At 29.9% G+C, this 13,770-nt stretch carries 11 protein-coding genes and 8 tRNA genes; 6 read left to right on the plus strand and 13 right to left on the minus strand.

From position 1 onward, the window contains the following. Positions 1-44 precede the first annotated feature (44 nt). From AB8B22_RS09555 to AB8B22_RS09580, 6 genes are all read left to right on the plus strand, one after another. Positions 45-677, plus strand: coding sequence for a hypothetical protein (locus AB8B22_RS09555; RefSeq protein WP_369710943.1), 633 nt, complete (start codon positions 45-47; stop codon positions 675-677). A 143-nt stretch (positions 678-820) separates the two neighbouring features. Then, positions 821-1,279 (plus strand): hypothetical protein, encoded by a 459-nt coding sequence (locus AB8B22_RS09560; RefSeq protein WP_369710944.1) that lies wholly within the window; start codon positions 821-823, stop codon positions 1,277-1,279. A gap of 96 nt (positions 1,280-1,375) precedes the next feature. After that, positions 1,376-2,545: a YARHG domain-containing protein gene (locus tag AB8B22_RS09565; RefSeq protein WP_369710946.1), complete on the plus strand. Its 1,170-nt coding sequence runs from the start codon at positions 1,376-1,378 to the stop codon at positions 2,543-2,545. A gap of 73 nt (positions 2,546-2,618) precedes the next feature. Then, positions 2,619-4,658 carry a hypothetical protein gene (locus tag AB8B22_RS09570; protein WP_369710948.1) on the plus strand — a complete coding sequence of 680 codons (2,040 nt, stop codon included), beginning with the start codon at positions 2,619-2,621 and terminating at the stop codon, positions 4,656-4,658. 38 nt (positions 4,659-4,696) lie between these two features. After that, the gene (locus AB8B22_RS09575) at positions 4,697-4,948 is read left to right on the plus strand and encodes a hypothetical protein (RefSeq protein ID WP_314082017.1); all 252 of its coding nucleotides are present in this window, start codon (positions 4,697-4,699) and stop codon (positions 4,946-4,948) included. A 250-nt stretch (positions 4,949-5,198) separates the two neighbouring features. Beyond that, on the plus strand, positions 5,199-7,694 hold the full coding sequence (locus AB8B22_RS09580; RefSeq protein ID WP_369710950.1) for an AMP-binding protein: 2,496 nt from the start codon (positions 5,199-5,201) through the stop codon (positions 7,692-7,694). 237 nt (positions 7,695-7,931) lie between these two features. Here AB8B22_RS09580 and ricT read toward each other — a convergent pair whose 3' ends face one another. From ricT to AB8B22_RS09645, 13 genes are all read right to left on the minus strand, one after another. After that, the gene (gene ricT, locus AB8B22_RS09585) at positions 7,932-8,444 is read right to left on the minus strand and encodes a PSP1 family protein (RefSeq protein ID WP_094079677.1); all 513 of its coding nucleotides are present in this window, start codon (positions 8,442-8,444) and stop codon (positions 7,932-7,934) included. Next, complete coding sequence (gene radC, locus AB8B22_RS09590; RefSeq protein WP_369710952.1) at positions 8,441-9,139, minus strand: RadC family protein; 699 nt, start codon at positions 9,137-9,139, stop codon at positions 8,441-8,443. The genes ricT and radC overlap by 4 nt, the downstream gene beginning before the upstream one ends. Before the next feature lie 122 nt (positions 9,140-9,261). Next, positions 9,262-9,337, minus strand: a tRNA-Phe gene (locus AB8B22_RS09595). A 3-nt stretch (positions 9,338-9,340) separates the two neighbouring features. After that, positions 9,341-9,427: transfer RNA gene (locus tag AB8B22_RS09600), tRNA-Ser, on the minus strand. A gap of 69 nt (positions 9,428-9,496) precedes the next feature. Further along, a tRNA-Glu gene (locus AB8B22_RS09605) sits at positions 9,497-9,571 on the minus strand. A gap of 12 nt (positions 9,572-9,583) precedes the next feature. Beyond that, positions 9,584-9,660, minus strand: a tRNA-Ile gene (locus AB8B22_RS09610). Positions 9,661-9,663: 3 nt separating this feature from the next. After that, positions 9,664-9,740, minus strand: a tRNA-Arg gene (locus AB8B22_RS09615). Positions 9,741-9,752: 12 nt separating this feature from the next. Further along, positions 9,753-9,828: transfer RNA gene (locus AB8B22_RS09620), tRNA-Lys, on the minus strand. 6 nt (positions 9,829-9,834) lie between these two features. Further along, a tRNA-Gly gene (locus AB8B22_RS09625) sits at positions 9,835-9,910 on the minus strand. Between the two features lie 12 nt (positions 9,911-9,922). Beyond that, positions 9,923-10,010: transfer RNA gene (locus tag AB8B22_RS09630), tRNA-Leu, on the minus strand. Between the two features lie 282 nt (positions 10,011-10,292). After that, complete coding sequence (locus AB8B22_RS09635) at positions 10,293-11,876, minus strand: prolyl oligopeptidase family serine peptidase (RefSeq protein ID WP_369710953.1); 1,584 nt, start codon at positions 11,874-11,876, stop codon at positions 10,293-10,295. 29 nt (positions 11,877-11,905) lie between these two features. Beyond that, positions 11,906-12,997 carry a chorismate synthase gene (aroC, locus tag AB8B22_RS09640; RefSeq protein WP_369710954.1) on the minus strand — a complete coding sequence of 364 codons (1,092 nt, stop codon included), beginning with the start codon at positions 12,995-12,997 and terminating at the stop codon, positions 11,906-11,908. 27 nt (positions 12,998-13,024) lie between these two features. After that, positions 13,025-13,645: a Type 1 glutamine amidotransferase-like domain-containing protein gene (locus AB8B22_RS09645; protein ID WP_369710956.1), complete on the minus strand. Its 621-nt coding sequence runs from the start codon at positions 13,643-13,645 to the stop codon at positions 13,025-13,027. Positions 13,646-13,770 lie beyond the last annotated feature (125 nt).

Below are 13,770 nucleotides of genomic sequence, written 5' to 3' on the forward strand. Positions count from 1 at the left end.
ATGACTCTTCATTAATAATGAAATCTATATTTTTAGCAGCAATATTGCTACATATGTTTATTATATTTAAAGCAGCAAGACGAAAAGCTAATGAAGGAATAACAAAAGGAAAAGTCTGGATTACATACGCTGTAATTTACTGGTTAGCAGGATTTATTGGAGGTACAATTATAAGCCTTCTGGTAATACTTATTTTACAAGGTATTTTTGCCATTTTAAACTTTTTAAATTATGCTCATATAGATGAATCAACTATTTTTATGATTGGATACTCTTTACATGCAGTAGCTAGTGCAATTATTTTTGCTGTATTAAATAAACGATATCTAACTTCAGAAAAAAATATAGGCAGAGAAGAAGCTACAGATACAAAACAATACATACTTTTACTTTTAAAACTAATTGGCATAGGGATTTTAGCATTTTTCGGATTATTGTTTGCTATACCAATAATTTTATTTGCTGTAGCGGCTTACGTAGTATTCAAATTCCTAAGTATTACAGGCTTTGTAGCGGGGATGGCATCAAATAGAATTCAAGAAGTTCAAGATGATATTGATATGGCTGCTTATAAAAGACAACAATACGGAGTTCACAATGAAAACGAAAGAATTATTTCTTATTCAGAAGCACAACAAATTAAAGAAAGAATGGATAATAGAAATAAAAAATTTTGATTATAAAATATAATCGTGAGTAGTCCAAAAACATAGAGAAATGAAATATTTAAATAGTAAATTTTTTAAATCAGAAAATATATTTTATTAAATTAAAAGAAAATAATTTACAAAAACATAACTAAAAAAAGGAAGTGAAAATAATGAAAAAATTATTATTAGCCGGATTATTACTAGGAAGTTTTGCGTTTGGACAAACAATTGTGACAAAAAAAGGAAGTTACTGCACAGGAATTACATCTATTGGTGGAGATCATGGTTCTGGAGCGGGAGAATTTTTTAGATTTTATAAAGTTTGTAATATTAACGGAAAAGAATACAATGATGTAGCTCTTGGATACACTTGGGGAAGAAGCGATAATGTAGCTCCATATAAATTTTTTAATAAAAAGTTAAAGGCTAATCATAAAACATACTTTAATGCGGGTACAAAATTAAATTTTGAAAAAAACTATACTGTAGAAATGCGTGGAATAGGTTACTCAAAATCATCTGAGCTTGGCTTTGAAAATGTCGGATTTTTTGAGAAAACTGTAAAAAACTATTTTGGTTTTGAAGCGGCAGACTACAAAAAATTGCCATTTACTGATGAAATTAAATAATTTTGATAGAATTTTGAAAAGAAAATTTGGGATTGTCAAATAAAAATTATAAATATGAGCAGTCCACAAACTGCTAAAGAAAGGAAATATTTAAATATGAAAAAACTATCAATAGTAATTCTTATTTTGGCATTTATAGCATCTTGTTCAAACCAAAATAAGGATAATAATGCAAAAGATACTAGATATCAATCTGCTACTTATACAAAGCCGCAAAATCCACAAGGAGCTACGGTTGCATTAAATTCAACTGATTTTAGGGTCGACAACGATTTTATCTATTATAAAGGAGCAATTTTTACAGGAAAAATTACATTTGATCTTCCACAAAAAAGCGGATATTTCTTTGTAAGTAATGGAAAATTGCAAGGGGAAACTGAAATAAATTATAAATTGACTGGAACGAAGAAAGTGCAAGTTTATGAGCAAGGAAAACTTATGCAGCTTACTCAAACTGAAAATAATGTAACAACTGTTGTAGATTATTCTGATGATCCTGCTTCTATCGATAACCGAAAAATTGTAAAGGTTGCTACAAAATATGATAAAGACTCGTATTCAATGGATTTTGTAACTTTGGATGGAGAAATTCAAAAAAATGGAAAAACTTTGAAAAATTTGGAAGTAAAAGAAGAAGATTATCAAAAATATGTAAGTGGAGTAGTTGAAGAAAATGGCGGAATTTATAAAATTTACTATAACTTTGACAACTCAACTGGAGAAGTTTCTGAAACACAATATAAACTTGATTCCAAAAAACAAAAAAGCGAAATATTGTCTGGAGTTAGAAAATTAAGTGAAATTAATATGGTGCTTGAAAATGGAATGACTTTATTTAGAAGAATAATGTCAGCTACTGGAGAAAACACAAATCCTTCTACTCCAGCTCCAGAACAACCAGTACAGCAAAATACAGGAACTGCTGCTCCAAATACAACAGATGCAGCAAATTCAACTAATCCTAATCCAATTACTTCACCAGCACAGTCTAATCAAAATGACGATGATTTGGCGACATTGGACAGAGTTTACGACGAGGTTATGCACAAAAATAACAAAGACATACTAAAGACTTTTTCAAAACAAAAATTAGGATATATAAGAAATACGCTATTTGCAAAAAAGGGATATATATTCACAAAAAGTCGTGAATATGCTGATTATTTTTCTAAAAAAAGTTGGTACAACGGAAGATATAATACAGATGAAATTTTAAATCCAGAAGAGAAAAAATTTGTTCTTATAATAAAAGAATATGAAAAGTAATCCATATAAATTATTTTAAATTTATACTAAAAAATGTAAAGTTATTTTGTTTAAATTAAAAACAGGAGGAAAAATGGATAATAATAAAAATATAGAAAACAAAACAAATAACCAAAACACCAATAATTTGATAGAATTTGGAGAAATAAAATTATTATTTTGGTTAAGTGCCGTAATATTTGTAACATTAGCAATTGTTCTTATAAAAATAATTGGAATATTGGGACAACTTACAAGCGGATTTGGCGGAATGATTGGAGGAGCAGTTGATGGATTTAACTCAATGAAATTATTAATAACTCTTTTAGCTATTTTTGGAATTGCAAGTATAATAAATATAGTTGTAATCTTTAATATTCGTTCTAAAGCATTAAATTCTAATAATTTTCAAAAAATGAATATTCCAAATTATGCAAATCCTTTTAGACTAGCAATATCAGGTATTGTAATTCTTGTTATATTACTCCTATCTATGATAGGTTTGATGCCAGAATTTCTTTCAAAATTTGCTGTAATTATAGGTTTAGTCGCTTTAATCGCCTGCATTGTATTTTCTGCTCTTACATTATTAAAAAACTATCCTATTGTTTTTCAAAAAGATAATGGCGTTAATGTTAATAATAACGTAGCTCAAAATTTGGAAAATACAGATAATAAACAAAGTCAAATAATTAATAGCTCAAATGAAAATAATAATTCTGAAAACGTTTCACAACCAGGATTTTTAGATAATATTTTACAAAAAGATAATGAAAATAGTAAACTTTTTTTAAAAATAATATTTTGGTTGTCAACAATAGCTTCCGTAATACTTCTTTATGCTGGAATAAAAGGTTTGACTTTGTATTTTAATGCAAAAAAACTTGCCTCAGAAGCTGCTAATTCGAGTTCTTTAGACAATTTGTTTAACAGTGGGATGAATACACTGGGAGAAGGAATGGGATTTATCTCAACAGCAAAAACATTGCAAGGCATTTTGAATTTAATAGTAATCGCTGTAATTGTAGTTACTGTTTTAATTTATCTAAAAGCAAAAAAAGAAAATAAAATAGAAAAATTAAAGAATCTAAATTATTACTTTATCTTCGGATTTGGAATATCAGGACTTTTAGAAATATATGCGGTAAATAAAGTTATAAAAGCGTTCACTTCCTTGTCAGGTATATTTGGAGCAGCGACAGGTTCAGCACCAAATTTAGGTTTTACACAATTTGTTTTAATATTAACTTTGATAACTTCACTAGGTTCAGTAGTAACTAATTATTTTGTTATTTTTAAAGGAAAAAATGTAGAAATTGAAGATATAAAATCAGAATGGAATAACGGAGCTAAAAAAATAAATGCAATGGATCCTGAGAAAAAGAAAAAATATACAACTATTGGAATTGCTGTAATAGGAATTATTGCACTATACTACATCTGTGCAAATTTTATATTTTTGCAAAATTTTGACTTTAATAAATATTATACGGTTAGAATTGACGGAGATTCTGGAAGTGGGAAAATAACAAATTATCAAAATCCTGAATTTCCTCTAGAAACTGCAAATAGCAATACAGGAAAACCTAAAAAAGAGGAAGAGTTTGCAAAAGAAGGAGGAATTACATTTAATTTTTCAAAAACTGAAGGAATACAAAATGGGGATACAATAGATGTTGACATTTCTTATAATAAAGACGTAGCAAAAAAATTAAAAATTCGTCCTCAAAACAGCAAATTTAAAATAAAAGTCAGTGGACTTCTTGAATATGCTAAAAATGCTAATCAAGTAAAAGATTTGAAAAATTATATTACAAAACTTGCACAAAGAAAAATTGAATTGCAAAAAGATGAGAATTCTTCCGATAATCCTAATTTAGCAGGAATTTATTACAAACAGGATGAAAATGGAAATTTATCAGTTAAATATTTCATTCAAAACGTATTTGCTGGATTTTTTGGCAACACTGAATCTTTTGAACCAGTTGAAATTGGGAACATAGTTTTAGATAAAAACAATAATATTACTTCTTATGAAGAAATAAAATCTAACTCTTTTTCCACAGAAAAATATAATAATGCAGGAGAAGTTCAGGCTGCGATGAGTTCACAAGGGTATGCCTTGTTAAATTAAAATAAAAAAATTATAAAAAAAGAAAGAAGGAAAAATATATGAAAAAAATTATACTATTATTAACACTCGTAATATCTTTATTTGCCTTTTCAGCAAGTAAAGGGTCTAAAAAAACAAAAAGAAAAACAACATCAACTAGAACAAAATCTACAAAAAAAGATGCTATGAATATGAGAAGATTTAGTTTTCTTGATTTGGCAAAATATCCTGACCCCAATCGAAAACCACCTACTAATTACAAAAAAGTGAGGGAAGAATATTTTAAGAAACATCCTAACCTAAAACCATAAATAGTTTAAAAGAGTAATTTTATTACAAAATAGAATTGCTCTTTATTTAAATAAAAACTTCTATTTTAAGTTTCCCATTCAACCCACGAAATTACTAAAATAATTTATTTTTTTAAGTAGAAGTGCTCTTCGACATCTTGTAATCAAAATATGCCCCTAAAATTTTTACACTATCTCCAAAATAGAAAAAAATAGCGTATCAACCCAAAATGTGATATAATTTTTTTATCTAAAAAGAGGAGGAAAATATATGTTTTTACAAAGAGCGGACAGACTTGCTTTAGTCGATTTTAAAAATAGACATATAAATTATACTGAGCTTATAAATAATATTAAATATTTTTCAGAATATGTAATAAATTTAGAAAAAGACAGATTTGGACTTATAATTATGGAAAATCGTCCAGAGTGGATTTACGGATTTATGGCTATTTGGGATAAAAATTCGGCGGGAATTGCGCTTGATGCGAATAGCAACCCTCAAGAAATTTTGTACGTGTTAAATGACGCAAATCCTGATATTATTTTGTGTTCTGATGAGACTCAAAAAAATATAATTGATGCTGTCAATCAATATGAATTTAAGGATAAAATAAAAATAATTAATGTTGATAAAGTTAAAATCTCAGAAGAAAAGTTAAATTTTATAAAAAATTCAGATTTTGAGTTAAATAATCCGACTGGAAATGAAACTGCTGCTATGCTCTACACTTCTGGAACGACTGGAAATCCCAAGGGAGTTATGCTCTCATTTGATAACTTAAATTCTGAAATGGAAGGAATTTATGAAAAAGGAATTTTTGACTACCGTGACCAAATTTTGGCGCTGCTTCCATTTCACCACATTTTGCCACTTACAGCGACTGTGCTTTTGATGTTAAAATATCAGACTTCCATCGTTTTTGTGGAAAAAATTGCAAGTAAAGAGATTTTCGAAGCTCTTGAAAAAAATAGAGTTACAGCGCTAATTGGGGTTCCAAGAGTGTTTAAATTATTTTATGATGGAGTTATGGAGCAAATTAATGCAAAATTTTTAACAAGAACTATTTACAAAATTATGAAAAACTCAAATTCTATAAAATTAAAACGAAAAGTATTCGCAAAAGTTCACAAAAAATTTGGAGGACATTTGGATTTCATCGTCGTTGGTGGAGCAAAAATGGATCCTGAAATTTCAAGATTTTACGAAACTTTGGGAATTTATTCTCTGGAGGGTTACGGACTTACTGAAACTTCGCCAGTTATAGCAGTAAATTCTAAAAAAGAGAGAAAAATTGGAACTGTTGGGAAAAAACTTTTTAATGTCGAAGTAAAGATTGAAAATGAAGAGCTTATGGTAAAAGGACCAATTGTGATGAAAGGTTATTACAATAAACCGGAAAAAACAAAAGAAGTGATTACTGAAGATGGATGGTTTAAAACAGGAGATTTGGCAACAATTGACGACGAAGGATTTATTACAATTCGTGGAAGACGAAATACGATGATTGTTTTATCGAATGGTAAAAATATTGATCCTGAAACCCTAGAAGATAGAGTTCTAAAAAAAAGTGACGGACTTATAAAGGAAATCGGAATTTTTAATCATAAAAATAAACTTGCGGCAATAATTGTTCCAGATTTATTGGAATTTAGAAAAAGAAATATTACAAACACAAAAACTTACATAAAAAATATTGTGGAAGACTACAACTTAAAAGCTCATAACTATGAAAAAATACTGGATTACAAATTGTTTGAAAATGAATTGCCGAAAACAAGAGTTGGAAAAACAAGAAGATTTATGTTGCCTGACTTATACGAAAAAGGTGAAACGGATAAAAAAGAAAAAGTAATCGAGCCAGATAACGAAATTTACAGAATTTTAAAAGAATATGTCAAAAAGAATAAGGGAATTGCTCCACAGCCACAGGAAAATCTGGAACTTGAAATTGGAATGGATTCACTTGACATCGTCGAATTTTTTGCATATATTGAAAGTAACTTTGGAATTAGACTGGATGAAGATGAGTTTTCTAAAATGCCTAATTTGCTTTTGCTTTCTGAATATATCAACCAAAAAGCTACAAAAATTGAAGATAATGAAGTTGACTGGAAAAAGATAATTGATGAAACTAAACCGATTGTTGACAATAAAAATCGTTGGGTTACAAAAATTTTAAAACCACTTCAGCCAATAGTTGATTTGTATTTTAGGACAAAAAAAATAAATAAAAAAAATCTTACGGCAGAACCTCAAATTTTTGTCTCAAACCATCAAAGTTTTGTTGATCCAGTTGTATTAGGAACTCTGCTTCCACGAAAAATATTAAATAACACTTTATTTTTAGCAATTGACTGGTATTTTAAAAAAGGTTTTATGAAACTTCTTGTAAACCATGGAAATGTTATTTTAGTTGACATAAACAAAAATATAAGAAAAAGTGTGGAAGAGATTGTTGGACATTTAAAAAGTGGTAAAAGTGTGCTAATTTTCCCTGAAGGTGCAAGGACAAAAGATGGTAAAGTTGCCGAGTTTAAAAAAGTATTCGCAATCATAGCTAAAGAAATGGGTGTAGATATTCAGTGCCTTGGGATAAAAGGCGCATTTAACGCATATTCGAGATATATGAAATTTCCAAGACCGAAAAAAATTGAAGTTGCGGTACTAGAAAAATTTAAGCCAGCTGGCAGTTATGACGAAATTTGCAAGAAAGCACAAAATATTATAAAAAAATATGTGGAAAATTTAATAATAAATAATTAAAATTTTTATGAAAAATAAAAATACATAAAAATTAAATTTATAAAAAACAATTTTTTCTTAACATAAAAATAAAAAAAGATAAATTTTAGATATTTTCTAATTTTTATCTTTTTTAATTTTTTATTTTATAGTAAAACTGTTTTAAAACCGAACTCAAAAACTATGACTATTTTACTCAACTCCTAGATTTATATAATTTTTAATAATTTAATTTTAAATAGGTTTGAGTATATAATTTTACCAATAAATTTCTCTTCCATATTTTCCAAATGCTGATAAAATACGACCTTCATCATTTACTTTAATTTGATAAAACTCCACTCTCTTTTTAAAAGTTCTGTTCACTTCTTTTACCAATTCCCTAAAATCAAGTCTTTTTTCCGCTGTAAAATAAAAAATTAGCTTATTTTCATCAAAAGTATACTCGCCAATTACAAGATTCATTTCAGGAAGAAATCTTTTTACAATTTTTTTACATATAAAATAAGCCTCGTCTGCCTTTTTATCAAGCTCCGTAAGTTTATTTATTTCACTTTCATTCAATTTTCGCTTAACTTCACGCATTTTAAGTTCTTCTTTTTCCTCCAAAATCTTTTCCTGATTTAACACAGCGTCCAAAACAATCCCAATCTGCTCTCCCCGAATGGTATCAACCAAGACATAGTCTCCTTTTTTATAATTTTCCACTTCATTAATTATAAACGGATAAACTTTTTTAGTTTTCCTAAATTTTATATTTATTATTTTCACAATATTCCACCTTCTAAAAAGCTGAAATATCCCCGCTCACTAATTATCAAATGATCCAAAAGCTGTATTTCTATCTTGTCAAAAAGTTCTTTTATCTTTCTTGTCAAAAAAATATCTGAATCTGATGGCTTTAACGATCCAGATGGATGGTTATGGACAATAATTATTGATTTTGCATTATAATTTAATATCTTTTTTATCAATTCCCTGATATAAACTGTACTTCTATCCAAAGTCCCAAAAAATAACTCTTCTTCTTTCAGCAATTTATTTTGACTATTTAAAAATAAAACTTTAAAAACTTCAACATCCCTTTTTAAAAGAGAACAACTCAAATAATTTAATAATTTAGTATTACTGGATATTTCGATTCTTTTGTTATAAATTTTTTTATACAACCCATTTTCAATTATTTCAAATATCAATTTCAAAAAAACGACAGCTCTTTCTGTCACATTTTTATTTTTTTGCAATTCTTCGCCAGATTGCTTCAAAATAGAATACAAATCCCCATATTTCAAAAGCAATTCTTTAGCAATCCCCCTGCAATTTTTTCGCACAACTGTATAAGTCAAGAGTAATTCCAAAATTTCATAATCCTGAAGCCCTTTAGTTCCAACAGTCAAAAATTTTTCTCTCAACCGCTTGCGATGCCCTTTTTCTTTTTCTTCATCTTTTTTTAAAATTTCTTCCATTACAATCCCCTCAATTTTTTAACCCTTTTTTATTATATCGTATTTCCCTTTTTTTTTCAACAAATAAAAAAAAAGATGTTTTTATAAAACATCATACTTAAAATACAAATTATTGAATTTAATGGTGCCCAGACGCGGAATCGAACCACGGACACAGGGATTTTCAGTCCCTTGCTCTACCGACTGAGCTATCTGGGCATATGGCGGGTGAACTGGGATTCGAACCCAGACATCTTGCGATTTCGCCGGTTTTCAAGACCGGTCCCTTAGCCGTTCGGACATCCACCCATAACTTAAAAATTTATATTATAATTACTTCAAAAAAAATACCACATTTAATATGGTTTTTAAAAAAAATGGTACGGCCTAGGGGAGTCGAACCCCTGTTGCCAGGATGAAAACCTGAAGTCCTAACCACTAGACGAAGGCCGCATAAAATTCAAATGGTGGATCCAGCTGGACTTGAACCAGCGACCGCTCGGTTATGAGCCGAGTGCTCTAACCAGCTGAGCTATGGATCCATATGGCGTGCCTGAAGAGATTCGAACTCCTGACCCACGGCTTAGAAGGCCGTTGCTCTATCCAACTGAGCTACAGGCACATATGGTAAAAATGGTGAGCCATACTGGGATCGAACCAGTGACACCTTGATTAAAAGTCAAGTGCTCTACCGACTGAGCTAATGGCTCATACTTTGGAGCGGGAGACGAGGGTCGAACTCGCGACATTCAGCTTGGAAGGCTGACGCTCTACCAACTGAGCTACTCCCGCATAAATATGATTTGGTGCCTCGGGCCGGACTTGAACCGGCACGGAATAATATTCCACAGGATTTTAAGTCCTGTGCGTCTACCGATTTCGCCACCAAGGCATAATCTTTTTTCAAAATTCCTAACTACCTAGTTAGTATATCATATATTTTTTATCTTGTCAACACTTTTTTTAATTTTTTTTTGAAAGTACATTGTATAATTAAGTGTAACAAAAAAATGCATTAAAAAACATAGTAAAAATGATATACTAAAATATCTCGCCTAATTAGAAAAAATCATTTTTACTATGCAAGGTAATAATAACATAAATTTAAAAAAGTTACTGCAAATATTTAATTTTTTCTGAAAAAGACAGCTCCTTTCTAAATTTCTCTAAACTTTTATCTGTTTTTTATTTTTTTCTGAAAATTCATCCACTCGAACACATTTTCAAATGTCTTTCCTTTCAACTGAGCTTTCTTGTTTCCACCTTTCCCAGAATTGCTTGGCTCAAAACCAGAAGTTGACTCATCTTTAGAATTTTTTATTTTTTCTCGATTTTGCACACCTTCCACTTGATTATTTAAAAAATATATCCACGAAAAATGTCCTGAAAATCTAGAATTTGGCTCATCTGTCCCTATCACATTTTCATAGTACGAATACCACGCATTATCTGCTCCAGCCTTCAATAAATCTCTGTATGTTGGAAGCGAAAACTTTTGCGGCGTTACAATTCTATCATCTGCCGCTGCGATAAACCAAATTGGCGTTTTTTTCATTTTTTGAATTTTTTCCTTTGTTACCCATAATTTCTTTGTTTCTTTAAATTTTGAAACTGCACTATTTTCCCCGCCTGCAGAAACTTCAATATCATTTGTTTTATAAGTTCCGTCAGCATTTCTCTCATATTCATAATAAGCATACGCCTCACAAATTGGTACGGCCGCTGCAAAATAGTCTGGATAATTAATTATCATATTTACTGTCATATATCCGCCGTTTGAATCTCCAGCAAGATAAATTCTTTCTGTATCAACAGAAGGATTATGTTTCACATATTCTTTAATCGTATCCATCAAAATTTGCGTATATCGTGAAATTCCACTTCCATTTCCATTTGTCCCGTCACCTTCATCCATCCAGTAAGTAGGCGACTGCACAGCTAGCACAAATGCTCCCTTCGTATCAGTTCCACTCGTAGTAAAATATTTCTGAATTTCCTCTTTCGCAAGTGCCGAAGTTTCTGTTCCCAAAATATCAATATCAGGATCATCTCCACCTTCACCTTGTCCATGAAGCCAAATAACTAATGGTTTCTTCTCACCTTTTTTCAAATTTTCAGGCTCATATGCAGCCATTTCCAATTTCAAATTTTCCATCTTTTTAGTAATCGGATTTTTGTAATTTTCACTAAATGAACTTCTGTAATTAAATAATGCTGTATCATTTGAAACACGATTATTAATCACATCCTCCTTTTTATTAACTGAATAATTTTCCCCATCAACAGTAACTTTCCCGTCAATTTCTACAACATATTCTTTCGCCCATTCATTAAAAAATTTCTTAATATTATATGAAAACGGTGAGCCTTCGTATTTCAAAGTCTTCTGATTAAATACATTTTCCAATTCAAGCGTAACAATTCCAGTATCAAAGGCTTTTTTCCCCTTACCATCTGAAATATATACATTAGTTACCTTTCTCTCAACTCCATTAGTCTTGACCTTCCAATTATTTTTATCAAGCCCAGTAATTCGATAATCATCCATTTGCAAAATAATTTTACTCACTGTAGGCCCACTTTCAAAACCTTTTACAAAAATACTGATTTTCTTTACTCCATCATAATTCGGTAATTTCACGGACTTTTCACTTACCTTCCTAAAATTCCTTGTTTTTACATTGATCTTTTTAGCACTATTCCCGACTACTCCAATCGCTAAGAGAAAAAATATTGCAGTCATTAAGCTTTTTTTCATAATTTTCTCACTTTCTCTATTTTAATTTTTTACAATTGATATTTCTTAGCTTCCAAAACTCTATCCAAAATTACAATCGCCGTAGCCGCCTCCAATACTGGCACTGCTCTCGGCACTATTATTGGATCATGTCTTCCATGAACTTCCAAAATATCATTTTTCTTAGTTTCAAGATTCACAGTTTTTTGTGCTTTTTCAATTGAAGCCGTCGGTTTTATTGCCACTTTAAATGAAATTGGCATTCCAGTCGTTATTCCACCTATAATTCCACCATTATTATTTGTAAATGATTTTATTTCTCCATTTTCATCAAAATACATCTCATCATTAGCTTCATACCCTGTCATTTCTGTAATTCCAAAGCCTGCTCCAAATTCTATTCCCTTTGTAGCTGGTACTGAGAAAATCATTCTTGAAAGCTCGCTTTCCATTGATTCAAAATATGGATCTCCTATTCCCGCAGGAAGTCCTGTAACCATAAGTTCTACAATTCCACCAAGTGAATTTTTTTCTTCCCTAGTTTTTTCCACAACTTTTTCAATTTTTTCCACAATTTCCTCATTCAAGACAGGTAAAGTCATATTTCTGAGTTTATTAATATTTTTTTCTGTAATATCGCTTTCCACAAAGTCCCTGTCTTCAATATCCTTTACAGATTTGATATGTGCCGCAATTAAAATTCCCTGACTTTTCAAAATCTGTTTTGCAATCGCTCCAGCAAATACCAATGAAGCTGTTATTCTCCCAGAAAAATGCCCACTTCCACGAATATCGTTAAAACCGTTATATCTGTTAAATCCGCTCCAATCTGCATGTCTTGGCTTTCTTTTCAATTCGCTGTAATCCTTTGAACGCTGGTTTGAATTTCTGATAATCATTGCAAGTGGTGTTCCAGTTGTTTTTCCATCAAAAAAGCCGCTCAAAATTTCAAATTCATCCTTTTCCACTCTAGGCGTTGTCAATTTAGATCTTCCAGGTGCTCTTCTTCTCATTTCCTGTGAGAGAAATTCCAAATTCAGCTCCGTTCCTGCCGGAATTCCGTCAATATTTACTCCCAATGCATTTCCATGCGATTCTCCAAAAATCGAAATTTTATAATTTTTTCCAAAATTTGCTGCCATTTTTTTCCTTTCTATTTTCCCAAATTTTTATTTATCATCATTTTTTACAACAAAATCTTTTCCATTTACAAAAACTGCCTCACTATTGCTTATTGGAAGCAAATTTAATTTATTTTCATAAATTTTTATAGTTTCTTTTGTACTTTCAACAAATGGAAATTCATTATTATGTGGCAAAATGTAAAAATTCGTAATCCCCATTGCTTCATAATTATCTAAATCAGGAGCAATATCCTTATTATCCATTATCTGATTGTATTCTATATTTTTAGAAGTAATAATCGCTCCAGCCGATTCTCCTATATAAAGCATTCCATTTGAAATTTTGTCTTTAATAGTATCTAAAATTTTTTTACGTTTTAGTTCCTGCAATAGATAAAATGTATTTCCACCTGATACATACAAAATTTTTGTATCCTTCAATATATTTTCTATTTTTTGTTTTTCTGTTTTTGAAATATCTAAAATATTTATTGAAAATCCCAATTCCAAAAATGTCTGCTCAGCTTCGTCTACATATCCTTTATAATCTTCAGTATTTGAAGCAGTAGGAACAAACGTAATTTCTTTTTCTAGTATATCTTTTAAAAATTCTTTCACTAAATTTTTCGTTCCCGCTAAATATGATGTCAAAAATAATTTACTCATATAAATTCCCTTTCCTAACGGTTTTAACAATATTTAATTAAATTTCACATTCGCATATTCAATTAACTCTCTATTTCTATTTTAAAAAATTTTATTTTAAATTCTACCATTTTTAACTTATTTTT

The sequence above is a fragment of the Leptotrichia rugosa genome (assembly GCF_041200005.1).
GTDB classification, from domain to species: domain Bacteria; phylum Fusobacteriota; class Fusobacteriia; order Fusobacteriales; family Leptotrichiaceae; genus Leptotrichia; species Leptotrichia rugosa.